The organism is Azospirillum fermentarium, from assembly GCF_025961205.1.
Taxonomy (GTDB): domain Bacteria; phylum Pseudomonadota; class Alphaproteobacteria; order Azospirillales; family Azospirillaceae; genus Azospirillum; species Azospirillum fermentarium.
On sequence record NZ_JAOQNH010000003.1, the window covers coordinates 48586 to 74651 of the forward strand.

A 26066-nucleotide genomic window follows, 5' to 3' on the forward strand; every position below is an offset into this window, starting at 1 on the left:
TTTAGGGAGGCGATCCGGTGCCCAGCAAAACCATCGACCGCGACGGCTTGGAACCCATCGAACGGGCCAGCCGCGACGAAATCTCGGCCCTGCAGCTCGACCGCCTCAAATGGTCGCTGCGCCACACCTACGACAACGTCGAACCCTACCGCCGCAAGTGCGAGGAAAAGGGGGTGCACCCGGACGATCTGAAGACTCTGTCGGATCTGTCCCTGTTCCCCTTCATGACCAAGTACGACCTGCGCGACCACTACCCCTTCGGCCTGTTCGCGGTGCCGCGGGACAAGCTGGCGCGGCTGCACGCCTCGTCCGGCACCACGGGCAAGCCGGTGGTGGTGGGCTACACCAGCCACGACATCGACGTGTGGGCCGGGCTGGTGGCGCGGTCGCTGCGGGCGGCGGGTGCGCGGCCCGGCGACATGGTGCACAACGCCTATGGCTACGGCATGTTCACCGGCGGCCTGGGCGCCCATTACGGCATCGAGCGGGCGGGGTGCATCGCCGTGCCCATGTCGGGCGGCCAGACGGAAAAGCAGGTGCAGCAGATCCTCGACTTCCGCCCCGACATCATCATGGTCACCCCGTCGTACTCGCTGGTGATCGCCGATGAATTCCAGCGGCTGGGCATCTGCCCGTCCGACATCTCGCTCAAGGTCGGCGTGTTCGGCGCCGAGCCGTGGGGCGAGGGCATGCGGGCGGAGATCGAACGGTCGCTGGGCATCGACGCCATCGACATCTACGGCCTGACCGAGGTGATGGGGCCGGGTGTCGCGTCGGAATGCATCGAGACCAAGGACGGCCCGGTCATCTGGGAAGACCATTTCTACCCCGAGATCATCGACCCCGACACCGGCGAGGTGCTGCCCGATGGCCAGGACGGCGAACTGGTCTTCACCTCCCTGACCAAGGAGGCGTTCCCGGTCATCCGCTACCGCACCCGCGACCTGACCCGCCTGCTGCCGCCCTCGGCCCGCTCGTTCCGCCGCATCGGCAAGATCACCGGGCGGTCGGACGATATGCTGATCATCCGCGGCGTCAACGTCTTCCCCGCCCAGATCGAAGAGCAGATTTTGGCCGACAAGCACCTGTCCGGCCATTACCAGCTCGTCGTCGGGCGCGAGGGGCACATGGACACGCTGGAGGTCCGCTGTGAACTGCTGCCCGACTGTGCCGCCACCATGACCCCGGCGGAGATGGCGTCGGTGTCCAAGGCGGTGCAGCGCCACATCAAGACCATGGTCGGCGTGTCCACCACCGTCACGGTGCTGGAGCCGGGCGGCATCCCCCGCACCGTGGTGGGCAAGGCCAAGCGCGTCATCGACCAGCGCCCCCGCGCCGTCTAACCCCCATGTTCCCCCCTCATCCGTCCGTTTCCATCCGCCGGACCGGTTTTCCGGTTCGGCGGCAAAGGCCGGGTTTTGCCTTATGCCTGAAGGAGTTGCTGTCATGGGAGAAGCCTTCATCTGCGACGCGGTGCGCACGCCGGTCGGACGCTACGGCGGCACGCTGGCAGCCGTGCGCGCCGACGATCTGGGGGCGGTGCCGATGCGCGCCCTGATGGCGCGCAACCCCGGCGTGGACTGGTCGGCGGTGGACGACGTGATCTACGGCTGCGCCAACCAGGCGGGCGACGACAACCGCAACGTGGCGCGCATGTCGGCCCTGCTGGCCGGACTGCCGGTGGAGGTGCCGGGCACCACGGTCAACCGGCTGTGCGGGTCGGGCATGGACGCGGTGGGTCTGGCCGCCCGCTCCATCCGCGCGGGCGAGGCCGACCTCATCATCGCCGGCGGGGTGGAGAGCATGAGCCGCGCCCCCTTCGTCATGGGCAAGGCCGATTCGGCCTTTTCCCGCAAGGCCGAGATTTACGACACCACCATCGGCTGGCGCTTCGTGAACCCGGAGATGAAGCGGCTGTACGGCGTGGATTCCATGCCCCAGACCGCCGACAACGTCGCCGCCGATTTCAAGATCGGGCGCGAGGACCAGGACGCCTTCGCCCTGCGCTCGCAGCAGCGCTGGGGTGCCGCCAACGCGGCCGGGCGCTTCCGCGATGAGATCGTTCCGGTGACCATCCCCCAGAAGAAGGGGGAGGCCAAGGTCTTCGACACCGACGAGCACCCCCGCCCCGACACCACCCGTGAGGCGCTGGCCAAGCTGAAGGGCGTCAACGGCCCCGATCTCAGCGTCACGGCGGGCAATTCCTCGGGGGTCAACGACGGGGCCTGCGCGCTGATCGTGGCGTCGGAAGCGGCGGTGCTGCGCCACGGCCTGACCCCGCGGGCGCGTGTGGTCGGCATGGCGGCGGCGGGTGTCGCCCCGCGGATCATGGGCTTCGGCCCGGCCCCGGCGGTGCGCCATCTGCTGGCCCGCACCGGCCTGCTGCTGGACCAGATGGACGTGATCGAACTGAACGAGGCGTTCGCGGCCCAGGCTTTGGCGGTGCTGCGTGGTTTGGGCATCCCCGACGATGCCCCGCACGTCAACCCCAACGGCGGCGCCATCGCCATCGGCCACCCGCTGGGCATGAGCGGCGCGCGGCTGGTCACCACCGCCGCCTATCACCTGGCCCGCACCGGCGGGCGCTATGCGCTGTGCACCATGTGCATCGGCGTGGGCCAGGGCATCGCCATGGTGATCGAGAAGGTGTGACCGGACGGGGGGCGCCAGCCCCCATGCCTGCCGAACGGGCCGCCTTCATTAAACGGCTAATAACAAGGACGGAGAGGAAACCCATGAAGACGCTTGCGAAGACCCTGGCCTTTTGCGCCGCCACCCTGCTGCCGCTGATGGCGCAGGCGGCGGACCCGATCCGCATCGGCTCGGTGCTGTCGGTGACCGGCCCCGCCGCCTTCCTCGGCGACCCGGAAGCCAAGACGCTGGAACTCTACGTCGCCGAGATCAACAGGCAGGGCGGCCTGCTGGGCCGCGAACTGAAGCTGATCCAGTACGACGACGGCGGCGACGCCAGCAAGGCCAACGGCTTCGCCAAGCGCCTGATCGACGACGACAAGGTGGATGTCATCATCGGCGGCACCACCAGCGGCTCCACCATGTCCATGGTGCCGCTGGTGGAAAAGGCCGGCATCCCCTTCGTCTCGCTGGCCGGTGCGGTGGTCATCATCGAGCCGGTGAAGAAGTGGGTGTTCAAGACCCCGCACACCGACCGCATGGCGGCGGAAAAGGTCTTCGTCGATATGCAGAAGCGCGGCTTCACCAAGGTGGCGCTGCTGTCGGAGACCAGCGGCTTCGGCCAGTCGGGCAAGAAGGAATCCGAAGCGGTCGCCGCCAAGTACGGCATCACCCTGGTGGCGAACGAGACCTATGGTCCCAAGGACACCGACATGGGGCCGCAGCTGACCAAGATCAAAAACACCCCCGGCGTGCAGGCGGTGTTCGTCTTCGGTCTGGGCCAGGGTCCGGCCATCGTCACCAAGAACTACCGCCAGCTTGGCATCAGCCTGCCGCTGTACCAGTCGCACGGCGTGGCCTCGGACGAGTTCCTGAAGCTCGCCGGCCCGGCGGCGGAGGGTGTGCGCCTGCCGTCCCCGGCCCAGATCATCGGCGACAAGCTGCCCGACAGCGACCCGCAGAAGCCGGTGGTGAACGCCTACAACGCCGCCTATAAGGCGAAGTTCAATGACACGGCCTCGACCTTTGGTGGGTATGCCTATGACGGGCTGATGCTGACGGTGAAGGCGGCCACCGCCGCCGGCAGCGTGGAGCCGGCCAAGCTGCGCGACGCGCTGGAAGCCACCAAGGGCCACGTGGGTGTCAGCGGCACCTTTACCATGTCGCCCACCGACCATATGGGCCTGGATCTGTCGTCGTTCCGCATGCTGGAGGTGAAGAACGGCGACTGGACCATCCTGCCCTGATCCCCCTCTTGTCCTGAACCATAACGCGGGAGACGGGCGATGCTGGCCGAGTTCTTTCAGTATCTTTTTTCCGGCTTCACGGTCGGGGCCACCTATGCCATGGCGGCGTTGGGCTTCACGCTGATCTACAACGCCAGCAACGTCATCAACTTCGCCCAGGGTGAATTCATCATGCTGGGCGGCATGCTGGCGGTGCTGTTCACCCAGGCGGGATTGCCGCTGCCGGTGGCGGTGCTGCTGGCGGTGGCGGTGCCCACCCTGGTGGGGGTGGTGATGGAAAAGACGGTGATCGGCCCGGTCAAGGGTGCGGACACCGTGAACATCATCATCATCACCATCGGCGCCTCGCTCGTCATCCGCGGTCTGGTGCAGGTGACGCTGGGCAAGAACACCCGCGCCCTGCCGGCCTTTTCCGGCGATGCCCCCATCACGCTGCTGGGGGCGGTGCTGCCGTCGCAAAGCCTGTGGGTGACCGGGGGCACGGCGGTGGTGGTGCTGGGCCTGTGGTACTATTTCAGCCGCACCATGGGCGGCAAGGCGATGCTGGCCACCGCCATCAACCGCACCGCCGCCCAACTGGTCGGCATCAACACCGGCTGGGTGCTGACGCTGAGCTTCGCCCTGTCGGCGGCCTTGGGCGCGCTGGGCGGGGTGCTGGTCACGCCCATCACCATGACCTCCTACGACGCCGGCGTCATGCTGGGGCTGAAGGGCTTCGTCGCCGCGGTGGTGGGGGGCTTGGGCAACGGCATGGGCGCGCTCGTCGGCGGCTTGCTGGTGGGGGTGCTGGAGGCCATGGGGGCCGGCTACCTGTCGTCCGCCTACAAGGACGCGGTGCCGTTCGTGCTGATCCTCCTGATCCTGTTCTTCATGCCGCGCGGGCTGTTCAGCGCGAAGACCACGGAAAGAGTGTAACCATGCGCGATCCCCGACATGTGGACCCAAGGCATTGGGGCCTCGCCGCCCTGGCCGCGGTTCTGGCGGTGCTGCCGTTCGTGCTGCCCAACAGCTTCTATCTGGATCTGACGATCCGCATGGCGATCAACGCCATCATCGTGCTGGGTCTGAACCTGCTGATCGGCTTTGCCGGGCAGATCAGCTTCGGCCACGCCGGGTTCATCGGCATCGGCGCCTATGCGTCCGCGGTGCTGCCCACCCATTACGGGGTGCCTCCCATGCTGGCGCTGGGGGCCGGGGCGCTGGCCGCGGGCGCGCTGGCGGCGGCGGTCTCCTATCCCATCTTCAAGCTGAAGGGCCATTACCTGGCCATGGCGACGCTGGGGCTGGGCATCATCCTGACCATCGCCTTCCGCAACGAGGCCGCCCTGACCGGCGGGCCGGACGGCATGCCGGTGCCGACGCTGGAGATTTTCTCCGTCGCGCTCAGCAGCGACCGGCAGTGGTACTGGGTGGTGGCGGCGATGCTGGTGTTCAGCGTCTGGGCCTCCCTCAACCTCATCGATTCCCCCTTCGGCCGGGCGCTGCGCGCGCTGCACGGGTCGGAGGTGGCGTCCAAGGTCGTGGGCGTGGACATCGCCCGCTACAAGATGGCCGTCTTCGTCATGTCCGCCGTGTTCGCCAGCATCATGGGCAGCGTGAGCGCCCATTACGTCGGCTTCGTCACCCCCAGCGTGTCGGAATTCTTCCACTCCATCGAACTGGTGACCATGGTGGTGGTGGGCGGCATGGCGTCGGTGTTCGGGTCGCTGGTGGGGGCGGTGCTGCTGACCGCGTTGCCGCAGCTTCTGGCGACCTTCGAAGGGTGGGAGACGGTGGCCTTCGGCGGCATCCTCATCCTGTTCATGATCGTGTTGCCGCGCGGGCTGGTGCCGACGCTGGCCGCCCGTCTGGGAAAGGGGGGGTGATCCCATGGCCCTGCTCGACATCCACGACCTGTCCATCGAATTCGGCGGCGTCAAGGCGCTCCAGCACGTCAGCTTTTCCATCGACGCCGGCATCGTCTATTCGGTGATCGGCCCCAACGGGGCGGGCAAGACCACCCTGTTCAACCTGATCACCGGCGTCTATACGCCGACGGGGGGCGAGATCCGGCTGGACGGGGCCGCCGTCCATGGGCGCCCGCCCAACGAGCTGGCCCGCCGCGGCATGGCCCGCACCTTCCAGAACCTGCAGATCTGCCTGAACATGACGGCGCTGGAAAACGTCATGGTCGGCGCGCACCTGCGGCTCGACCGGAACCTCGTCAAGGCCGCCCTGCGCTGGCCGTCCATCCGCCGCCGCGACGGCGAACTGCGGGACGAGGCGGCGGACCTGATGCGCTTCGTCGGGCTGGAGAGCTACACCCGCGCGCGCGCCGATTCCATGCCCTATGGCGCGTTGAAGCGGCTGGAGATCGCGCGGGCGCTGGCGATGAAGCCGCGCATCCTGTTCCTGGACGAACCCGCCGCCGGGCTGAACCCCACGGAAACGCTGGAGATCGACGCGCTGATCCGCCGGGTCGCCGCCACCGGCGTCACGGTGGTTCTGGTGGAGCATGACATGAAGATGGTCATGAACCTGTCCGACCGCATCCTCGTCCTCGACTATGGCCGCAAGCTGGCCGAGGGCACCGCCGCCGAGGTGCGCCAGGACGCCAACGTCATCGCCGCCTACCTCGGTGCCCACGCATGAGCCTCATCGAAAAGCCGGAGGCCGCACCCATGCTCGCCCTCACCGCCATCACCGACGAACACCGCAACCTGTGGCGCCTGACCGTCACGCTGGAGGCGGTGGCCGACGACATCGCCGCCGGGGCCGCCGTGGACCCGGCCTTCTTCGCCGCCGCCTTCGATTACATCGACCAGTTCATGGACGGCTGCCACCATGCCAAGGAGGACGGCCACCTGTTCCCCGCCGTCCGCCGCCGCACCCAGGATGCCGACGCCGCCATCGACCGGCTGCAGGCCGAACACCGCAACGGGCCCGCGGTGCTGGCCGCCCTGCGCCCCCGCTTCGCCGGGCCGCACCCGGACGGGGAGGCGCTGGCGGCCCTGCGCACCTACACCCAGACCCTGCGCGCCCACATCGCCACCGAGGAAAAGGAGGTGATGCCCATCGCCCGCGCCGCCTTGACCGCGGAGGATTGGGCGGAGATCGACCACGCCTTTTCCGACCACCACGACCCGGTGTTCGGCACCGCGGCCCGCGAGGAATTCCGCGACCTTTACCACCGCATCGCCAGTCTGGCCCCGGATTCCGTGGGGCTGGGCACCGCGGGCGTGCCGGCGGCGGACACCCACGACGTGCTGCTGCGCATCACCGGCCTGGAAAGCAGCTATGGCCGCATCAAGGCGCTGAAGGGCATCGACCTGGAGGTCCGCCGCGGCGAACTGGTTGCGCTGGTCGGCGCCAACGGGGCGGGGAAGACCACCTTCCTGCGCGCGCTGTCGGGCGTGCAGCCCATCGGCGCCGGGCGCATCACCTTCGATGGGGAGGATATCAGCCGCCTGCGCGCCGACCTGCGGGTCCGCCGCGGCATCTGCCAGTCGCCGGAAGGGCGGCAGGTGTTCGGCACGCTCAGCATCGAGGACAATTTGCGCCTCGGCGCCTTCACCCGCAGCCCCGCCGACGCCGAACCCGACCTGCGCCGCGTCTACGCCATGTTCCCGGTGCTGGAGGAAAAGCGCCGCCTGCCCGCCGGCACCCTGTCGGGCGGGCAGCAGCAGATGCTGGCCATCGGGCGCGCGCTGATGGGGCGGCCCAAGCTGCTGCTGCTGGACGAACCGTCCATGGGGCTGGCGCCGCTCTTGGTACAGGAGGTGTTCAACGTCATCCGCCGCCTGAAGGACGAGGGGATGACCATCCTGCTGGTGGAGCAGAACGCCTTTGCCGCCTTGGCAATCGCCGACCGGGGGTACGTGCTGGAAACCGGGGCGGTGACGCTGACCGGCAGCGGGCAGGATCTCATCGGCAATGAACAGGTGCGCTCGGCGTATCTGGGCATGTGACGTGGTGTCGAGGGGCACCGCCCCTCGACGCTCCCCGGCAGGGGCCGGCGGCCCCTGCACCCCATTGATGGGATGCTTGAATGTTTGAGACGCTTGAAATTGCCATCGACAATGGCACGGCCACCGTCTGGATGAACCGGCCGGAGGTGCACAACGCCTTCAATGCGCAGGTGATTGCCGATCTTCATGCGGCGTGCACGGCGCTGGACGCCGACGAGGCCGTGCGGGTGGTGGTGCTGGCGGGGCGGGGCAAGAGCTTTTCCGCCGGGGCCGACCTCAACTGGATGAAACAGGCCGGCGAGGCGGGGGAGGATGAGAACCGCGCCGACGCCCGCCGCATGGCGCTGATGCTGCGCGCGCTGGCCGAGTTGTCCAAGCCCACCATCGCGCGGGTCCATGGTGCGGCGCTGGGGGGCGGCATGGGGCTGGCGGCGGCGTGCGACATCTGCATCGCCAGCCAGCAGGCGGTGTTCGCCACGTCGGAGGTGCTGTTCGGCATCATCCCGTCGGCCATCAGCCCCTATGTCCTGCGCGCCATCGGCGAACGGCAGGCCGGGCGCTATTTCCTCACCGCCGAACGGCTGGGCGCCGAGCGCGCCGTCCAGCTTGGCCTGGCGCACGAGGCGGTGCCGGCGGACGAGCTGGACAATGTGATTGCCGCCATCATCCAGGCGCTGAAGCGCGGCGGCCCGCGGGCGCAGACGGCGGCCAAGGCGCTGATCCGCGGCGTCGGCACCCGCGCCGTGCCCGAGGCGGTGGTGGACGACACCGCCCGCCGCATCGCCGCACTCCGCGTCACGCCGGAGGCGAAGGAGGGGCTGGGCGCCTTCCTCGCCAAGCGTCCGGCGGCGTGGAACGTGGGCTGAGCGCGCCCGACGGAACTCCTGTCACGTCCCCCGCTTCCGTCTCACTCCCGTGGGCGGCTGGCGGAACCTGGGCCGGGTGCCGTTGGGTGCCCGGCCCCCTTTTCCCCCGGTGGGGATCGTGCAACCGCTTGAAACCACGAGGGGATGCCCCATGACGGACGCTGCCGGTTCGGTGATTTCCCAGGTTGCCGGCGAGGCCGGACGCCTCGGCCTCCACGTCGCCGACATCGTGGGCCACGTGGGCGACGTCAGCACGGTGCTGAACGAGCAGGCCCATGCCTTCGCCGCCCTCCAGCAGATGGCGGGGGAGGTGTCGCACTCCAACACCCGCATCAGCCAGGCGATCTCCATGGCCCGCGGCGCCGGCCAGCGGGCGCAGCAGACCACCGCATCGTCCCAGACGCGGCTGGAGCAGGCGCTGCAAACCATCCGCACCCTGCTTCAGGCCGTGGACCTGATCGCCAGCGAGGCCACGGGGCTGGACGAGACCTTGCAGCGCATCTCCCGCGTGGCGGGCACCATCGCCACCATCTCCAAGCAGACCAACCTGCTGGCGCTCAACGCCACCATCGAGGCGGCCCGTGCCGGCGATGCGGGCAAGGGATTCGCCGTGGTGGCGAGCGAGGTGAAGACCCTGGCCCGCCAGACCAGCGACGCCACCGACGACATCAGCGCCACCGTGCGCACCCTGTCGGGCAAGCTGACCACGCTCGCCACCCACGCGGGCGAGAGCCGCCGTCTGGCGGCGGAAGCGCGCGATGCCACCGACATGATCGGCACCACCGCCGGGGATGTCACCGCCGCGCTGGGCGACATCGACGCCGGGGCCGGGGAAATCGCCGCCGCCGCCCTGCAGATCGAAAGCCGCATCGGCGATTTCGTCGGGCGCGTGCTGTCGCTGTCGGGCACGGTGGAACGGTCCAACGCCAGCATGGCCGAAATCTCCCGCCGCTCCGACACGCTCCTGGAAATGTCGGAAACCCTGATCGGGCTGACCGCCGACACGGGCGTGGAGGGGCCGGACACGCCCTTCGTCCGGCTGGCCGTGGAGACCGCCCGCACCCTGTCCGATGGGCTGGAACAGGCGGTGCGCCATGGGGACATCACCCTGGCCGACCTGTTCGACACGCCCTATGCGGCGGTGCCGGGCTCCGATCCCACCCAATACACGGCACCCGTCACCCCGCTTCTGGATGCCGAGCGGCCCATGGCCGACCGCGTGGCCGGCAGTGACGGGCGGATCATGGCGGTGGGATTCTTCGACCGCGATGGCTATCTGGCGGCGGGCGACCGCAGCCTGTACCAGCCCCAGCGGCCCGGCGACCCGGCGTGGAACGCCGCCAATTCCCGCATCCGCCGCATCTTCAAGGACCGCACGGCGGCACGGGCCTGCCACAATCAGGCGCCGTTCCTGGTGCAGACCTACCGCCGCGATCTGGGCGGACGGTTCCAGTTGATGAAGGACGCCTCCGCCCCCATCACCGTGGCGGGACGCCACTGGGGGGCGGTGCGCATCATCTACACCGCCTGAGGCCCCGGCGGGTCACGCCGCCGGTTCGTGTGCCTTGGTCCTGCTGAGCAGGTCGAGCGCCACATCGACGATCATGTCCTCCTGCCCGCCGACCATCTTGCGCCGGCCCAGCTCCACCAGAATGGTGCGGGTGTCGATGCCGTAGGTCTTCGCCGCCCGCTCCGCATGGCGCAGGAAGCTGGAATAGACCCCGGCGTACCCCAGCGACAGGCTCTCGCGGTCCACGCGGACCGGGCGGTCCTGCAGCGGGCGCACCAGATCGTCCGCCGCGTCCATCAGCGCGAACAGGTCGCAGCCGTGGTCCAGCCCCATGCGGTCGAGCACGGCGATCAGCGCTTCCAGGGGCGCGTTGCCGGCCCCGGCCCCCATGCCGGCCAGCGAGGCATCGACGCGCACCGCCCCCGCCTCGATCCCCGCCACGGCGTTCGCCACGCCGAGCGTCAGGTTGTGGTGGGTGTGCACGCCGATCTGGGTTTCCGGTTTCAGCGCCCCGCGGAAGGCGTGGACCCGCTCCGCCACCTGATGGGGCAGCAGGGCACCGGCGGAATCCACCACATAGACGCATTCCGCGCCGTAGGATTCCATCAGCCGAGCCTGTTCCACCAGGCGGCCCACCGGGATCATGTGCGACATCATCAGGAAACCGATGGTGTCCATGCCCAGCGTGCGCGCGTGTTCGATGTGCTGCTTCGACACGTCGGCTTCGGTGCAGTGGGTGGCGACGCGCACGCTGCGCGCCCCGGCGTCATAGGCGGCGGACAATTCCTCCTTGGTGCCGATGCCGGGCAGCAGCAGCACCGTCACCTTGGCGTGGCCGACGGCGGCGGCGACGGTTTCGATCCAGGTGACGTCGGTGTGGCTGCCGAAGCCGTAGTTGAAGGAGCCGCCGGCCAGCCCGTCGCCGTGGGTGATCTCGATGGCATCCACCTTGGCCGCGTCCAGCGCCTTGGCGATCGTGACGACCGTGGACAGGTCGTACTGGTGCCGCAGCGCGTGCATGCCGTCGCGCAAGGTCACGTCCTGAATGTAGAGCTTGCTCATGGTGCCGTCTCCCCTCACGCGGCGCGCGTCCGCTCGACCCAGCGGTCGGCGGTGGCCATGGCGGCGGAGGTCATGATGTCCAGATTGCCGGCGTAGGCGGGCAGGTAATGGGCGGCCCCCTCCACCTCCAAAAAGATCGACGACTTGATGCCGGTGAAGTCGCCGTAGCCGGGAATGCGCACCGGATCGTTGTTGCCGAACCGTTCGAACTGGACCTTCTGCTTCAGGCGGTAGCCGGGCACGTAGCTCTGCACCTCCTTCACCATGGCCTCCACCGAGGCTTCGATCTCTTCCGGCTCGGCCCCTTGCGACAGCACGAACACGGTGTCGCGCATGATGAGCGGCGGTTCGGCGGGGTTGAGGATGATGACCGCCTTGCCCCGTTCGGCCCCGCCCACCTGCTCGATGGCGCGGCGGGTGGTCTGGGTGAATTCGTCGATGTTGGCCCGCGTGCCGGGTCCGGCGGATTTCGACGAGATCGACGCCACGATCTCGGCATAGGGCACGGCCTTCGCCACGCGCTTGACCGCATAGACCATGGGAATGGTGGCCTGCCCGCCGCAGGTGACCATGTTGACGTTGGGCTGGTCCAGATGGGTGTCGAGATTGACCGGCGGCACGGTGTAGGGGCCGATGGCGGCGGGCGTCAGGTCGATCACCTGCTTGCCGGCGGCAATGCACGCCGCGCTGTGCGTCTTGTGGGCATAGGCCGAGGTGGCGTCGAACACCACCTGGATGTCGGCCCATTCCGGCATCGCCATCAGCCCGTCGAGCCCGCCGTGGGTGGTGGCCACCCCCAGGCGGCGGGCGCGGGCCAGACCGTCGGATTCCGGGTCCACCCCCACCATCACCCCCATCGCGAGGTGCTTGGCCTGCCGCATCACCTTGATCATCAGGTCGGTGCCGATGTTCCCCGACCCGAGGATGGCGATCTTCGCTTTGCTCATGCTCGTCATTCCTTTGCAAAGGCGGCGCGGACGGAGCCGAGGCCCTGGATGCGCGCTTCCACCACCGATCCCCAGGTGACGGGAACCATCGGTCCCAGCGCGCCGGACAGCACGGTGTCGCCGGCCTTCAGCGGGCGCCCGGCCCGCACCATCACCCGCGCCAGCCACAGGACCGCGTTCAGCGGGTGGCCCAGACAGGCGGCGCCGGTGCCGCTGGACACCACGGTCCCGCCGCTGTCCATCTCCATGGCGCAGCCGTACAGGTCCAGCCCGTCCAGGCGCCGCGGCGGCCCCCCCAGCACGTAGAGACCGGACGAGGCGTTGTCGGCCACCGTGTCGGTGATGGTGATCTTCCAATCGCGGATGCGGCTGTCCACCACCTCGATCGCCGGCAGGGCGAACTCCACGGCGCGGATCACGTCGGCGAGGGTGATATGCTCCGACGTCAGGTCGCGGCCCAGGACGAAGGCCACCTCGGCCTCCGCCTTCGGCTGGATCAGGCGGCGGCGGGGGATGGCTTCCCCGTCCGGCACCGCCATGTCGGTGAACAGCATGCCGTAATCGGGCTGATCGACGCCCAACTGCGTCTGCACCGCCAGACTGGTCAGGCCGATCTTGCGGCCCGCCGGAACGCGGCCCTGGTCCAGCCAGCGCCGGGTGTTGATCTCCTGCACCGCATAGGCGGCGTCCACATCGCCCGGCGCCAGCAGCCCGGCCAGCGGGCCGCACGGCGTGCCGCTGCCGTGGGCGGCCCACAGCCGGTCCGCCGCGTCCTGCACGGCCGCCGTTTCAAGGGCGGTGGTTTCAAGGGTTGCCGTCATGGTGGCTCACCCCTTCAGGAAGTCGATGTGGATGCGGTTGAAGGTGTCGGGGTCTTCGTGCTGGGGCCAGTGGCCGCAGTTCTCCATCACCACGAACCGGCTGTTGGGCACCAGATTGGCCAGCCGCTGCCCCACCTCCACCGACGCGGTGGGATCGTGGGTGGTCCACAGCACCAGCGTTTCCGCCTGGATGCGGCTCAGTTCGTCCTCGGTCAGCAGGTTGCGGACGCGCACCTCCATATCCTGCAGGCACATGATGCGTTCCATCGCGTGCGCCATGCCGGGCAGGCGATAGACGCCGAAGCGTGCCTCCACCAGATCCTCGGTGACGATGGACGGGTCGAGCATCAGGAATTCCAGCCGCTTGCGCGTCGCCTCGCGGTCGGGCGCACGCACGGCGGCGAGGCTGAGGGTGCGCAGACGCTCCATCACCTTGGGGTCGGCGATCATGCCGCCGGCGGTGTTCAGCACCAGCTTGTCGATGCGCTCGGGATAGCGGGCCGCGAACCGCGCCGCCACCCAGCCGCCCAGGGATTCGCCCGACAGATGGATCTTTTCTTCACCGATGGCGTCGATGACATCCTTCAGGTGCTCGACGTAATCGTCGATCTCGTAATTGCGGTCGGGCTTGTCGGTGAAGCCGTGGCCCAGCATGTCGATGGCCATCACGCGGAAGTGCTCGGCGTGCGGCAGGACGTTGCGCATATAGGCTTCCAGATGCCCGGCGATGCCGTGCAGCAGAATCAGCGTGCGCGGACCCGCCCCCGCCTCCAGCACGCGGGTGCGCACGCCGTTGGCGTTGACGTAGTGCAGCCGCACCTCGCCGCCGGCGATGGCCGACCACAGCGAGCGCAGTTCCGGTTGGGCCGCCGTTCCGGCCGCGGAATGGGACATGAACCTTCCTCCCAAGGGGCGTTTTTCACGATGCGCGCCAAGATGAAGAAGGGACGCCGGACGGCGCCAATACATAATCCTTTGCTTATTCAGACGTGAAATATCTTAATCTTTGTGCAGCGCACGCTTCACCAGATCGACGAACCCGCTGAGGGCGGGAAAGTCCCGGTCGCGGCTGCGCACCATCGCCAGTTCCACCGACGGGGCGGAGCCGGCCAGCGGGCGGGTGGTGACGTTCTTGAACACCAGATGCTCGGCGTAATCGGGCAGCAGCCCGAAGCCGATGCCCATGCCGATGAGCGTCAGCAGCGTCAGCACGTTCTCCACATCCTGGATGGGGCGAAGCTGCACGCCCATGGCCCGGCAATGGGCCTCGGTGATCTCGGACAGGTTGCCGGCATGGTTGGGCGCCACCCGCAGATAGGGAAAGGGGGCCAGCGCCTCCAGCGGGATCTCGGCAAGCTGGGAAAGCTCATGATTCTCTGGTAGGACCACCACGATCTTTTCCAGCAAGACCACATCGTGGATCAGGGTCGTCTCGTCCACGGGAAGCCGCATGAAGGCCACATCGATACTGCCGTTTTCCAGGGCAGCGAGCTGTTCACCGGTGGTCATGTGCCGCAATTCCACCTGAGTATCGGGATATTGGGCACGGATACCGGACAGAACGCTGGGAAAGATCTTCACCTCCGCCGACGGCAGGAAGCCGATGGCCAGCCGGGTCTGTTCCGGCTGGGCGGCGCGGCGCGCCATGGTCACCGCCCGCTGGGTCTGGGCCATGACCAGCCGCGCCTCGTCCAGAAAGGCGCGTCCGGCGGCGGTGAGCGCCACGCGGCGCTTGGTCCGTTCCAAGAGCGGGGTTCCCACCTCGTCTTCCAGATCGCGGATTTGCTGGCTGAGCGACGGCTGGGCCGTGCGGAGCCGTTCGGCGGCGCGGGTGAAGTTGAGTTCCTCAGCCACGGCGATGAAATAGCGGATGTGCCGGAGTTCCATGCCGGCATTAAGACGTGGCACGTCTTTTTATGCAAGGAACAAAATATTTCACCCCCACAGCCTTTGCGGACATTTTCAGCCCACGAGCCAAAAAATCCCAACCAACGGTACCTGGCCAACGGTACCAGGAGGAGACAGCCCGATGGGCGACCGTATCGATGTGCAGAGCCTGGTGAACGCCCGTTCGGGCACCGTCACCCCGGCCATCTACAGCGACCCGGACATCTACACGCTGGAACTGGAACGCATCTTTGCGCGAAGCTGGCTGTTCCTGGTCCACGAGAGCATGATCCCCAAGGCCGGCGATTTCTTCACCACCTTCATGGGCGAAGACCCGGTGATCGTGGTGCGGCAGAAGGACGGCGGCATCGTCGCCTTCCTCAACCAATGCCGCCACCGCGGCATGAAATTGTGCCACGCCGACAGCGGCAACACCCGCGCCTTCACCTGCGCCTATCACGGCTGGGCCTTCGGCCTGGACGGCGGCCTGACCATGGTGCCGCTGGAGGAGCAGGCGTACCGCAATTCGCTGGACAAGAGCAAATGGGGGGCCGTGCGCGTGCCCCGCGTCGTCAGCTACAAGGGTCTGGTGTTCGGCTGCTGGGACGAGGCCGCACCGGAGCTGGAAGAGTATCTGGGCGACATGAAGTGGTATCTGGACGGCTTCCTCGACCGCCGCGAGGGCGGGACCGAGGTGGTCGGCGGCATCCACAAGTGGGAAGTGAAGTGCAACTGGAAATTCGCCGCGGAACAGTTCTGCAGCGACCAGTACCACGCCCCCTTCACCCACATCTCGGCGGTGCAGGTGCTGCAAAAGGTGCCGGAAAACACGCCGCAGGACCGCGACGCCCCCCTGGGCAGCGGCCAGACCGCGCGGCCTGTGTGGTCGGACGCGCAAGGTGGCGTGCAGTTTGCCGGCAACGGCCACGGCAGCGCGTTCTTCTTCACCAAGGAAGCCGACGCCAACGTGTGGGTGGACGGCACGGTGTCGGCCTATTTCCGCGACACCTTCGCCGAGACCGAAGCGCGTCTGGGCCGGGTGCGCGCCCTGCGTCTGGCCGGGCACAACACCATGTTCCCCACGCTGTCGTGGCTGAACGGCACCCAGACCCTGCGCATCTGGCACCCCCGCGGGCCGGACAAGATCGAGGTGTGGGCCTTCTGCATCGCCGACAAGGCCGCCCCGCAGGAGGTGAAGGACGCGCTGATCCGCAGCCACGCCCGCGCCTTCGGCCCCGCCGGCTTCCTGGAACAGGACGACACCGAGAACTGGATCGAGGTGCAGAAGGTTCTGCGCGGCCATATCGCGCAGAAGTCGGAGTTCTGCATCCAGATGGGTCTGGGCTTCGAGGAGCGCCGCGCCGACGGCATCCCCGGCATCACCAACTACACCTTCGCCGAAACGGCGGCGCGCGGCTTCTACCAGCGGTGGGCCGACATGATGACCGCCGAAAGCTGGAACGAGATCCAGTCCCGCACCAACGCCTATGAAAAGGAGGTCGTCCATGTCTGAGGCCGCCGTTCTCGACAAGCCCGCCGCCGCCCCCCTGGCCTGGGCGCCGATCGCCCTTCAGCATGATGTGGAGCAGTTCCTCTATCACGAGGCGGCCCTGCTGGACGAATGGAAGTTCCGTCCGTGGCTGGACCTGCTGGCCGACGACATCACCTATGTGATGAAGACCAACACGCTGGCCCAGACCCGCGACCGCCGCAAGGGCATCGCCCCGCCCACCACCTTCATCTACAACGAGGACAAGTTCCAGCTTGAGCGCCGGGTGGCGCGGCTGGAAACCGGCAACGCCTGGGCCGAGGAGCCGGTGTCGCGCACCCGCCACATCGTCAGCAACGTGCGCATCCTGGCGTGGGACGATCCCGAGGACGTGCTGGTGTCGTGCAATTACCTGCTGCACCGGGCGGCCAAGCCGCAGGACCATTACGATTTCGTCGGCACCCGCCGCGACCGTCTGCGCCGCGTGCCCGGCGGGGCGGGGTGGGAGATCTATGACCGGCAGATCGAGCTGGACCAGTTCGTCCTGCTCGCCCCCAGCATCAGCATCTTCTTCTGACCATGGCCCGTATCCTCGTGTGTTCCGTCGAAGACCTCCAGCCCGGCGATTCCCGCCGGGTGGAGTGTTCGCCGGCGGTGGCCGTCTTCAACGTGGACGGCGCCTTCTACGCGGTGGCCGACCTGTGCACCCACGGCAACGCCTCCATGGCCGACGGCTATCTGGAGGATGACGCCACGGTGGAATGCCCGCTGCACACGGCGCGCTTCTGCCTGAAGACCGGGCGGCCCATGTGCCTGCCGGCGACGGAGCCGCTGCGCACCTTCCCCGTCGTCGTCGAGGGCGACAGCCTGTTCGTCGAGGTGGAGGAGGCGGCATGAGTGGCGCCGTGACCACGGGCCGGCTGACGGGGGAGGCGATCCTCGTCACCGGCGGCGGGTCCGGCCTGGGCCGGGCGGTGGTGGAACGCTTCCTGGCCGAAGGGGCGCGGGTGGGCGTGCTGGAGCGGTCGGCGGAGAAGGTGGCGCAGCTTGCCGCCGATTTCGGTGACCGTGTGGTGGCGATCCAGGGCGACGTGCGGTCCCTGGACGACAACCGCCGGGCGGTGGCGGACACCGTGGCCCGTTTCGGCAGGCTGGATGGGTTCGTCGGCAACGCCGCCATCTGGGACCACGGCGCCGGCCTGCTGGCCACCGACGGCGACCGTCTGGCCCAGGGCTTCGACGAGCTGTTCGCCGTCAACGTCAAGGGCTACCTGCTGGGGGCCAAGGCGGCGGCGGCGGAACTGGTGAAGACCGAAGGGTCGATGATCTTCACCCTGTCCAACGCGGCCTTCTACCCCGCGGGCGGCGGGCCGCTCTACACCGCGTCCAAGCACGCGGCGGTGGGGCTGATCCGCCAGCTTGCGTACGAACTGGCGCCCAAGGTGCGGGTGAACGGCGTTGCCCCGTGCGGCATGGCGTCGGACCTGCGCGGGCCGGAAGCGCTGGGGCAGCAGGACATGAGGATCATGGATTCCCGCACGCCCGAGGCGATCCGGTCGATCCTGCCCCTGCAGTTCTTCCCCGAACCCGCCGATTTCACCGGCCCGTTCGTCATGCTGGCGTCCCGCGCCGACAACCGCACGCTGAGCGGCGTGCTCATCAACGCCGACGCCGGCCTCGCCATCCGCGGCATCCGCCACGTGGCGGGCGGCCTGGACCTGTAACCAACAAGATCCGCGCTTTTGAGCTTGGGAACAGTGCAGGGTCAAGGGGCATCCGCCCCTCGACACTCCCCGACAGGGGCCAACGGCCCCTGTACCCCATTGATGGGATGCAAGGGCCGTCGGCCCTTGCTGGGGGTGTCGGGGGCAAAGCCCCTGACGTTCAGGCTGTTCCCTTGGCTCACACGGCGCCGAACCGGGAGGAAACCCATGCCCGTGAAGCTGATCTGCGCCTCGCACACGCCGATGATGGATTACATCCATCCCCCCGCGGCGGTGGAGGCCGAGGCGCGCGCCACCTTCGCCTCACTGGCCGAGGATGTGGCGGCGTACGATCCCGAACTGGTGGTCGTGTTCGCGCCCGACCATTTCAACGGCTTCTTCTACGACCTGATGCCGTCGTTCTGCGTGGGGCTGCGGGCGGCGTGCGCCGGGGATTGGGACATCGGCCACGGGCCGCTGAACGTGCCGGAAGCCCTGGCGCTGGATCTGGTGCGGGCGGTGCAGGCGCAGGACATCGACGTCGCCTATTCCTACCGGATGCAGGCGGACCACGGCTTCACCCAGCCGCTGGAATTCCTGTGCGGGAACGTGGCCCGCTATCCGGTGATCCCGATCTTCATCAACGGGGCGGCCAAGCCGCTGCCGCCGTGCCGCCGGGCGGTGGCGCTGGGGACGGCGGTGGGCCGTTTCCTCGGCGGTTTGAGCGAGCGGGTGCTGATCATCGGCTCCGGCGGCCTGTCCCACGACCCGCCCACGCCGCAGATGGGGTCCGTCCCGCCGGAGGTGGAGGAATTCCTGATCGCCGGGCGCAACCCGACGCCGGAGGCCCGCCAGCGCCGTCAGGAAAACGTGCTGCGCACCGGCCGCCTGCTGGCGGAGGGGCAGGGGCAGTCGCTGCCGCTCAACGCCGACTGGGACCGGAAGCTGATGACCCTGTTCGCCACCGCCGACATGGACGCGCTGGCGGCCCTGCGCGACGAGGACATCCTGGCCCAGGGCGGGCGCGGCGGGCAGGAGATCCGCGCCTGGATCGCGGCGTTCGCCGCCATGAACGCCATGGGGCCGTATCAGGCGGTGACCCATTACTATCACCCCATCGACGAATGGATCGCCGGCATGGGCATGATGAGCGCCGTTCCGGCCCCCCGCAACGCGCTGGCGGCGTGAGGCAGTGATGACGGAAACCTATGTGATCGTCGGCGGCGGACAGGCGGGGGCGGTGGCCGCCGCCAGCCTGCGCACCTTCGGCTTCGGCGGGCGCATCTTGTTCGTCGGGGCCGAATCCCATCTGCCCTACGAACGCCCGCCGCTGTCCAAGGAGGTGCTGACCAAGCCGGAAACCGCCCGGCTGACCATCCATCCCGACAGCTTCTACGCCGGCAACGCCATCGAAACCCGCTTCGGCACCGCCGCCGTCACCCTGGACGCCGAGGCGCACACGCTGGAACTGGCGAACGGGGAAACCGTCCGTTACGACCGGCTGTTGCTGGCGACGGGGGCGCGGGCGCGGCCCTATCCGCTGCTGGACCATCTGGGCGCGGGCGTCCACACGGTGCGCACGCTGGACGATTCCGAAGCGCTGCGCGGCCACATCTGGCCGGGGCGGCGGGTGCTGGTGGTGGGCGGCGGCGTCATCGGGCTGGAGGTGGCGGCCAGCGTCGTCACCATGGGCGCCACGGTGACGGTGATCGAACGCGGCGACCGGCTGATGGCCCGCGCCGCCCCGGCGCCGCTGGCCGACGACCTGCGCGCGCTGCATGAGGGGCGCGGCGTGGCCTTTGCCTTCGGCTGCGAGCTGGTGGAGGCGGTGAAGGCCACGGACGGCACCATCACGCTGGCCGCCGCCGACGGGCGCCGGTTCACCGGCGATCTGGTGGTCTATGGCGTCGGCGTGGAACTGAACGTCGAACTGGCGGTGTCGGCGGGGCTGCATGTGGAGGACGGCATCGTCGTGGACGAGCATGGCCGCACCAGCCACCCCGCCATCTTCGCCGCCGGCGACGTGGCGCGGCAGTGGCACCCGCACCTGAACGGTTACCGCCGTTACGAGACCTGGGCCAACGCCCAGAACCAGGGGGCGTGCGTCGCCCGCGCCATGGTGACCGGCGAGCCTTGCGGGTTCGAGGTGCTGTGGTACTGGACCGACCAGTACGGCATCAACATCCAGGTGGCAGGATCGTGCGAGGCCGACGACTGGCTGCTGCGCGGCAACCGGGACGGCGGGCGCTACACCCTGTTCGGCGTGACGGCGGGGGTGGTGACCGGGGCGGTGACGGTGAACAACGGGCGCGACATGCGCCCGGCCCGTGCGCTGATCGCCGCCGGGGCCGCGGCGGACGCCGCCCGCCTGACCGATGCCGGGACACCGTTGCGCGCCCCGGCGGCCAAGGCGGCCTGACGGCATGAAACGCAGGGTGCGGCCTCCCGCCCGCACCGGGGGATGCGGTGGGCATCGGGCATGGCGTTGCCCCTGTTCCATGCGTCCTTGACTTGAGCGGCCGGGCATTCCCGTGCCCGGCCCTCCTTTTCCCTTTCGGAGCCATCCGTCATGACCACCGCTTCGGACGATTCGGCTGTTCCGGGGCCCGCCGTTCTGGTGGCGGTCCTCAACGATCTGGCCCGGCGCATGGGCACGCTGGGGCTGGAGTTGTCCGACATCACCGGCAACGTGGATGCGGTGTCGGCGGTGGTGGAGCGGCAGGCGGCCCAGTTCGCCACCGTGCGCCGCTCGGTCGAAACCATGGTGGCGGCCAACCGTGCCATCCATCTGCAGGCCGACGCCACGCGCGAGGCCACCGGGCGCGCCGCCGACGACATCGCGCGTTCGCGCACCGTGCTGACCGACGCGGTGGAGCGCATCGCCGCCCTGATCGGCGGCGTGGCCCGCATCGAAGAACATCTGGGCGGCATCGCCGCCTCGCTGCGTCAGGTCGCCGCCTTTTCCGGCATGATCGAGGCGATTTCCAAACAGACCAACCTGTTGGCGCTGAACGCCACCATCGAAGCCGCGCGCGCGGGGGAGGCCGGCAAGGGCTTCGCCATCGTCGCGCGGGAGGTGAAGGGGCTGGCCGAACAGGCGCGCCGGGCGACCGAGGAGATCGCCCGCACCGTCGCCACCCTGAACGGGCAGGTGGACGCGCTGCTCCAGCACAGTGCGGCGGCCAGCGCCGGGGCGGTGCTGGCGCGCGACGGAACCACCCTGATCGAGCGCTTCATCCATCAGATCGAGGCCGATTTCACCGCCGTGGGCGACGCCATCCTGGCCATTGCCGCCAGTGCGCGCGGCAACCTGGACCATTGCGCCGCCCTGACCGGCGAGGTGACGGCGCTGGAAGAGGCCGGCGCCACCTCCACCGGCGCGCTGAAGACCGCCGACGGGCGGCTGGTGGCGGTGCTGGAGACGTGCGAAGCCCTGATCGACGCCATCGCCGCCGGGCCGGTGCCCACCCCCGACAGCCCGTTCCTGCGCATGGCCGAGGACGCCGCGCGGCGGGTGGCCGATGCGTTTGAGGCGGCGGTGACCGCCGGGGCCATCGGCATCGACGCCCTGTTCGACGAGGATTACCGCCCGGTGCCCGGCACCGCCCCGGAACAGGCGCTGACCGCCTTCACCACGCTGGCCGACCGGCTGCTGCCGGGCATTCAGGAACCGCTGGTCACCCATGACGCGCGGGTGGTGTTCGCCATCGCCAGCGACCGCAACGGTTATGTGCCCACCCACAACCGCCGCTACAGCATGCCGCAGAGCACGAACCCGGTGTGGAACACCGCCCACAGCCGCCAGCGCCGGCTGTTCCGCACCCGTGCCGCGCTGAAGGCGGCCCGCTCGCCCAAACCCACGCTGCACACCATGCGGCGCGATCTGGGCGGCGGCCAGCACACGCTCATCAAGATCGCCAGCGCCCCCATTCTGGTCCGCGGACGCCAGTGGGGGGCGTTCAGCGTCGCGTTCAATCTGCCGACCGGGGACATCGGGAACGGCAGCCCATCATAAAAAAGACGATCGAGGAGGTAAGCCCAGATGGATGCCGCGTTGCGCAAACGAATACAGGGTCATCCCAAATACCGCCAACTTGTGGCCCGCCGCATGCGGCTGGCGTGGTTCCTGTCGGCGGTGATGGTGGTGGTCTATTACGGCTACATCCTGGCCGTGGCCCTGATGCCCCAGCAGATGGGGGCACCCGTGGCCCAGGGCGGGGTCACGTCGGTGGGCTTTCCCGCCGGGGTGGGGGTGATCCTGACCGCCATCGCCCTGACCGGGGTCTATGTCTTCCACGCCAACCGCCGCTTCGACGGCATGATCCGCGACATCGTGGAGGAAACCCGGTGATGCGCCGTCCCCTTTCCCTCATCGCGGCGGGCGTTGCCGCAGCACCCGCCGCCGCCTGGGCCGCGGGTGCGCTGGACGGGCCGGTGACCAAGCAGGCCACCAACGTCACCGCCATTATCATGTTCTTCGCCTTTGTCCTGGCCACGCTGGGGCTGACGTGGTGGGCGGCGCGGCGCACGCGCTCGGCGTCCGACTTCTACACCGCGGGCGGCGGCATCACCGGGTTCCAGAACGGTCTGGCCATTGCCGGCGACTATATGTCGGCGGCGTCGTTCCTGGGCATCGTGGCGCTGGTCTACACCTCGGGCTACGACGGGCTGATCTATTCGGTGGGGGTGCTGGCCGGCTGGCCGCTCATCCTGTTCCTGATCGCCGAACCGCTGCGCAACCTGGGGCGCTTTTCCTTTGTCGATGTGCTGTCCCAGCGGCTGACCGAGCGGCCCATCCGGCTGTTCGCCGCGTGCAGCTCGCTGACGGTGGTGGCCTTTTACCTGATCGCCCAGATGGTGGGGGCGGGGCAGTTGATCCAACTGCTGTTCGGGCTGGATTACATGTACGCGGTGGTGCTGGTGGGGGTTCTGATGATCCTCTACGTCACCTTCGGCGGCATGCTCGCCACCACCTGGGTGCAGATCACCAAGGCGATCCTGCTGCTGCTGGGCGCCACCTTCATGGCGGTCAGCGTGCTGATGGCCTTCGGCTTCAGCCTGGACGCCCTGTTCGCCCGCGCCATCGAGATCAAGGGCAGTGCGCGCATCATGATGCCCGGCAATTTCGTGAAAGACCCGTGGCAAACGGTGTCGCTGGGGCTGGCGCTGATGTTCGGCACCGCCGGGCTGCCGCACATCATGATGCGGTTCTTCACCGTGGCCGACCAGCAGGCGGCGCGGCAGTCGGTGTTCGTCGCCACCGGCTTCATCGGCTATTTCTACATCCTGACCTTCATCATCGGCTTCGGCGCCATCGTGATGATCGCCGGCAACGACACCTATCTGGTGCGCAACGCCGAGGGCGTGGTCACGGGCCTGCGCGGCGGCGGCAACATGGCGGCCATCCATCTGGCCCACGCCATCGGCGGCGATTTGTTCCTGGGCTTCATCTCGGCGGTGGCCTTCGCCACCATCCTGGCGGTGGTGTCGGGTCTGACGCTGTCGGGGGCGACCACGGTGTCGTACGACCTCTATTCCCGCCTGATCCGCAAGGGCCGGGCGAACGAGCAGGCCGAGATGCGGGTGTCGCGCATCGCCACCATCACGCTGGGCATCGTGGCGGTGGGGCTGGGCATCCTGTTCGAGAAGCAGAACATCGCCTTCATGGTCGGTCTGGCCTTCGCCATCGCGGCCAGCGCCAATTTCCCCGTGCTGATCCTGTCCATGTTCTGGCGCGGGCTGACCACCCGCGGGGCGGTGGCGGGGGGAACCGCCGGGCTGATCACCGCCGTGGGGCTGACCATCCTGGGGCCGGGGATCTGGGTGAAGGTGCTGGGCTTCGCCACGCCGGTCATCGCGTGGGACACGCCGGCGCTGATCTCCATGCCGGTGGCCTTCGCCGTCATCTGGCTGGTGTCGCGGCTGGACGGCAGCGTGGACCGCGCGGCGGCGGGGGAGGTGTTCGAGGACCAGTTCGTGCGGTCGCAGACCGGCATCGGTGTGGCGGCGGCCCAATCCCACTGACGGACCCAAGACAGGAAAGCGCCGCCGGACCCGTCCGGCGGCGTTTTTTCATGGCGGCGCCGTTTCCCGGCCCGTACGGGCGGCAGGAACGGCGGGCGTGAAGGGGGTGTCGCCGCCGTCGCCGAACCCATGCCCGGCATCGGAGCCGTCACCGTAGCAGTAGCCATAGCCATAGCCGTAGCCCGTGTCGGAGCCGTCGCCGAACCCGTCGCCGTCGCCATAGCCGCCGCCGGGCAGGCCGTGGGCCGATCCGCTGAGCAGGGACGCCATGGTCAGCGGCCCTGGACGGGGGCGGCGGCCCACGCGGCGGCGGCGGCATCGGTCACGCCGAAGACGGCGGTCACGCCTTCCAGAATGACCGACGGCGCCGTGGCGCTGATGCGGCAGCGCCCGGTCGGGCCGATGTCGGCCAGCCCGAACACCCCGCCGACGTCTTCCGACCAGTACAGGCACATCCGCGCGTTGGTGAGAACGATGGGCCGGGCCGCCACGTTTTCCGTCGTGCCAAAGACGACCCCGCGTTTGTCGGTGCAGACGACGACGTTGGTGCTCATGTTCCTTGCCCCATGCTCTGCCGGCGTGGTGCGGTCCGTGGCGCGGGATGGTGATCTCCGGGGAACGGCCGCGTTTCCACGAAAGACTGTAATGCGGTTAAAAAACCGCGTCAACAGAAAATGCGGCTTTTTTACCGCATTGGCGCCGCTGGGCGCCGGGGCGTGCGGGCGGTGTCCTGGCATGCCACGCTTGCGTTATTATGATTTTGTTCCTATTATGGTTGCGGTTCCGGATGGCGGGAGGGTACGATGACGGGCGTGCTGTGGGATGCGGGCACCATTCCCGACGAAGCGTGGGAAATGCTCCGCCTGCTTGATGTCTTGCCGGATGGCGTCCGGCGCAGGGCGCTGAGGGATCTCAGCCTGCACGCTTCTTGCGTGCGCGTGCGGCGTCGGCGAGCGCCCGCAATTCCTCAAGAAAACTTTCCTTCTGGCTGGGGGGGAGTTCGTCGAGGTCCGCGATAGCCTTCAGCTTCCAGTCTTCCATGCCGCTTGGGTGCGGAGCCGGCTTGGGCAGGGGGGTGTCGAAGCCGTCGGCGAAGAAGCTCGGCGGAACCTGCAGAACCTCGGCCAGCTTCAGCAGGTTGTCGCCGCGCGGAATCTTCACCATGCCGCGCTGGATGTTCCGTATGAAATCACGGTGCTTCCCCGCCAGGATGGAAGCCCCATTCGGCGTCAGGCCGATTTCGGCCAGGCGGTCGGTGATCCGTTCCGAGAGCGGTTTCGTCATGCGCGCTATAATGCCCATCCTGCATCATGCGGTTAATGCGGTATTTTTACCGCAACTCCTTTGGCAAGGACACCACAAAATGGGGCGCGCATCGGCTTTGGGCGCCGGGGGCCGGCCTTTGAAAGAGGCTGATCCTGTTCATGATGACCCGCGGGCGTTTCTGTGCAAATCAGAACACGCACGTGACGGCCCCCGGAAACGTTGGCGGCGGCCCATCATCGGCGACGAGGCATGGTGCATGGAGCATGACGACAAGACCGGAAACCCGCCGCCCGGTCCGGCGCGACCGCACGCCGATGCGGCTTTGCTGGCCCTTGGCCGTGCGTTCGACGCGGCGTGGGCGGCCGAGCGGGCATTGCCCGGCAACACCCCCGATGCAACGGCCGATGCCGCCCATGGGGCGGTCCGGCGGATCGTGGAGCGTATTCTCGTCCACCCCGCGGCCACGGTGGACGGGCTGGCGGTAAAGGCGCGCGTGCTCCTCTGGTGCGGGTACCAGAGCCATGAGGTCGGGCCGGATCTGTTCGGGGATACCCTTGACCTGCGCATTGCCGGCGCGGTTCTCCGCGACCTTCTGCACCTGAACGGTGCCGGATGACGGCGGGGGGCCGGTTCCCGGTCCCGTGCCCCGTCCCGGATGCCGGGACG

General features: G+C 68.6%; 27 protein-coding genes. 19 read left to right on the plus strand and 8 right to left on the minus strand.

Annotated features, from left to right (window positions below; all coding sequences use genetic code 11):
• The first annotated feature begins 17 nt into the window (after positions 1-17).
• From paaK to M2352_RS20715, 9 genes are all read left to right on the plus strand, one after another.
• Positions 18-1343, plus strand: a complete 1326-nt coding sequence (gene paaK, locus M2352_RS20670; RefSeq protein ID WP_264666421.1) for a phenylacetate--CoA ligase PaaK — start codon at positions 18-20, stop codon at positions 1341-1343.
• 103 nt (positions 1344-1446) lie between these two features.
• Positions 1447-2652 carry a 3-oxoadipyl-CoA thiolase gene (gene pcaF, locus M2352_RS20675; protein WP_264666422.1) on the plus strand — a complete coding sequence of 402 codons (1206 nt, stop codon included), beginning with the start codon at positions 1447-1449 and terminating at the stop codon, positions 2650-2652.
• An 83-nt stretch (positions 2653-2735) separates the two neighbouring features.
• Complete coding sequence (locus M2352_RS20680; RefSeq protein WP_264666423.1) at positions 2736-3878, plus strand: ABC transporter substrate-binding protein; 1143 nt, start codon at positions 2736-2738, stop codon at positions 3876-3878.
• Positions 3879-3917: 39 nt separating this feature from the next.
• Positions 3918-4793: a branched-chain amino acid ABC transporter permease gene (locus M2352_RS20685; RefSeq protein ID WP_264666424.1), complete on the plus strand. Its 876-nt coding sequence runs from the start codon at positions 3918-3920 to the stop codon at positions 4791-4793.
• Positions 4794-4795: 2 nt separating this feature from the next.
• Positions 4796-5743, plus strand: coding sequence for a branched-chain amino acid ABC transporter permease (locus M2352_RS20690; RefSeq protein WP_264666425.1), 948 nt, complete (start codon positions 4796-4798; stop codon positions 5741-5743).
• A gap of 4 nt (positions 5744-5747) precedes the next feature.
• Positions 5748-6509, plus strand: a complete 762-nt coding sequence (locus M2352_RS20695) for an ABC transporter ATP-binding protein (RefSeq protein ID WP_264666426.1) — start codon at positions 5748-5750, stop codon at positions 6507-6509.
• Positions 6506-7825: an ATP-binding cassette domain-containing protein gene (locus M2352_RS26520; RefSeq protein ID WP_319802059.1), complete on the plus strand. Its 1320-nt coding sequence runs from the start codon at positions 6506-6508 to the stop codon at positions 7823-7825. The genes M2352_RS20695 and M2352_RS26520 overlap by 4 nt, the downstream gene beginning before the upstream one ends.
• 80 nt (positions 7826-7905) lie before the next feature.
• Positions 7906-8691 (plus strand): enoyl-CoA hydratase/isomerase family protein, encoded by a 786-nt coding sequence (locus M2352_RS20710; RefSeq protein ID WP_264666427.1) that lies wholly within the window; start codon positions 7906-7908, stop codon positions 8689-8691.
• Between the two features lie 151 nt (positions 8692-8842).
• Entirely contained in the window at positions 8843-10222 is a 1380-nt protein-coding gene (locus M2352_RS20715) for a methyl-accepting chemotaxis protein (RefSeq protein ID WP_319802060.1), read from the plus strand.
• 12 nt (positions 10223-10234) lie between these two features.
• Here M2352_RS20715 and dmpG read toward each other — a convergent pair whose 3' ends face one another.
• The 5 genes from dmpG to M2352_RS20740 form a co-directional block, all read right to left on the minus strand.
• Positions 10235-11263: a 4-hydroxy-2-oxovalerate aldolase gene (dmpG, locus tag M2352_RS20720; protein ID WP_264666428.1), complete on the minus strand. Its 1029-nt coding sequence runs from the start codon at positions 11261-11263 to the stop codon at positions 10235-10237.
• Positions 11264-11277: 14 nt separating this feature from the next.
• The gene (locus M2352_RS20725) at positions 11278-12210 is read right to left on the minus strand and encodes an acetaldehyde dehydrogenase (acetylating) (protein WP_264666429.1); all 933 of its coding nucleotides are present in this window, start codon (positions 12208-12210) and stop codon (positions 11278-11280) included.
• Positions 12211-12215: 5 nt separating this feature from the next.
• Complete coding sequence (locus tag M2352_RS20730; RefSeq protein WP_264666430.1) at positions 12216-13031, minus strand: 2-keto-4-pentenoate hydratase; 816 nt, start codon at positions 13029-13031, stop codon at positions 12216-12218.
• Positions 13032-13037: 6 nt separating this feature from the next.
• Positions 13038-13925, minus strand: a complete 888-nt coding sequence (locus tag M2352_RS20735; RefSeq protein WP_264666431.1) for an alpha/beta fold hydrolase — start codon at positions 13923-13925, stop codon at positions 13038-13040.
• 105 nt (positions 13926-14030) lie between these two features.
• A complete protein-coding gene (locus M2352_RS20740; RefSeq protein WP_264666432.1) occupies positions 14031-14918 on the minus strand; it encodes a LysR substrate-binding domain-containing protein in 888 nt (295 codons plus the stop codon).
• 142 nt (positions 14919-15060) lie between these two features.
• Here M2352_RS20740 and hcaE point away from each other — a divergent pair, with 142 nt between their 5' ends.
• The 9 genes from hcaE (at position 15061) to M2352_RS20785 (ending at position 24134) form a co-directional block, all read left to right on the plus strand.
• The gene (gene hcaE / locus M2352_RS20745) at positions 15061-16431 is read left to right on the plus strand and encodes a 3-phenylpropionate/cinnamic acid dioxygenase subunit alpha (protein WP_264666433.1); all 1371 of its coding nucleotides are present in this window, start codon (positions 15061-15063) and stop codon (positions 16429-16431) included.
• Entirely contained in the window at positions 16424-16984 is a 561-nt protein-coding gene (hcaF, locus tag M2352_RS20750) for a 3-phenylpropionate/cinnamic acid dioxygenase subunit beta (protein WP_264666434.1), read from the plus strand. Before hcaE ends, hcaF begins: the two co-directional genes overlap by 8 nt.
• A 2-nt stretch (positions 16985-16986) precedes the next feature.
• Positions 16987-17304 carry a 3-phenylpropionate/cinnamic acid dioxygenase ferredoxin subunit gene (gene hcaC, locus M2352_RS20755; RefSeq protein ID WP_264666435.1) on the plus strand — a complete coding sequence of 106 codons (318 nt, stop codon included), beginning with the start codon at positions 16987-16989 and terminating at the stop codon, positions 17302-17304.
• Complete coding sequence (gene hcaB, locus M2352_RS20760; RefSeq protein WP_264666436.1) at positions 17301-18131, plus strand: 3-phenylpropionate-dihydrodiol/cinnamic acid-dihydrodiol dehydrogenase; 831 nt, start codon at positions 17301-17303, stop codon at positions 18129-18131. Before hcaC ends, hcaB begins: the two co-directional genes overlap by 4 nt.
• Before the next feature lie 207 nt (positions 18132-18338).
• Complete coding sequence (locus M2352_RS20765) at positions 18339-19298, plus strand: 3-carboxyethylcatechol 2,3-dioxygenase (protein ID WP_264666437.1); 960 nt, start codon at positions 18339-18341, stop codon at positions 19296-19298.
• A gap of 7 nt (positions 19299-19305) precedes the next feature.
• The gene (gene hcaD / locus M2352_RS20770; RefSeq protein ID WP_264666438.1) at positions 19306-20529 is read left to right on the plus strand and encodes a 3-phenylpropionate/cinnamic acid dioxygenase ferredoxin--NAD(+) reductase subunit; all 1224 of its coding nucleotides are present in this window, start codon (positions 19306-19308) and stop codon (positions 20527-20529) included.
• A 150-nt stretch (positions 20530-20679) separates the two neighbouring features.
• Complete coding sequence (locus M2352_RS20775) at positions 20680-22125, plus strand: methyl-accepting chemotaxis protein (RefSeq protein ID WP_264666439.1); 1446 nt, start codon at positions 20680-20682, stop codon at positions 22123-22125.
• Between the two features lie 27 nt (positions 22126-22152).
• A complete protein-coding gene (locus tag M2352_RS20780) occupies positions 22153-22461 on the plus strand; it encodes a DUF485 domain-containing protein (protein WP_264666440.1) in 309 nt (102 codons plus the stop codon).
• On the plus strand, positions 22461-24134 hold the full coding sequence (locus tag M2352_RS20785; RefSeq protein WP_264666441.1) for a cation acetate symporter: 1674 nt from the start codon (positions 22461-22463) through the stop codon (positions 24132-24134). The genes M2352_RS20780 and M2352_RS20785 overlap by 1 nt, the downstream gene beginning before the upstream one ends.
• Positions 24135-24182: 48 nt before the next feature.
• Here the strand turns inward: M2352_RS20785 and M2352_RS20790 are convergent, their stop codons facing one another.
• From M2352_RS20790 to M2352_RS20800, 3 genes are all read right to left on the minus strand, one after another.
• A complete protein-coding gene (locus M2352_RS20790) occupies positions 24183-24404 on the minus strand; it encodes a hypothetical protein (RefSeq protein ID WP_264666442.1) in 222 nt (73 codons plus the stop codon).
• Between the two features lie 2 nt (positions 24405-24406).
• Positions 24407-24688, minus strand: coding sequence for a DUF6948 domain-containing protein (locus M2352_RS20795; RefSeq protein ID WP_264666443.1), 282 nt, complete (start codon positions 24686-24688; stop codon positions 24407-24409).
• 358 nt (positions 24689-25046) lie between these two features.
• Positions 25047-25418, minus strand: coding sequence for a hypothetical protein (locus tag M2352_RS20800; protein WP_264666444.1), 372 nt, complete (start codon positions 25416-25418; stop codon positions 25047-25049).
• A gap of 238 nt (positions 25419-25656) precedes the next feature.
• On the opposite strand from M2352_RS20800, the gene M2352_RS20805 reads away from it, so the two are divergent.
• Positions 25657-26016: a hypothetical protein gene (locus M2352_RS20805; RefSeq protein ID WP_264666445.1), complete on the plus strand. Its 360-nt coding sequence runs from the start codon at positions 25657-25659 to the stop codon at positions 26014-26016.
• Positions 26017-26066: the final 50 nt, after the last annotated feature.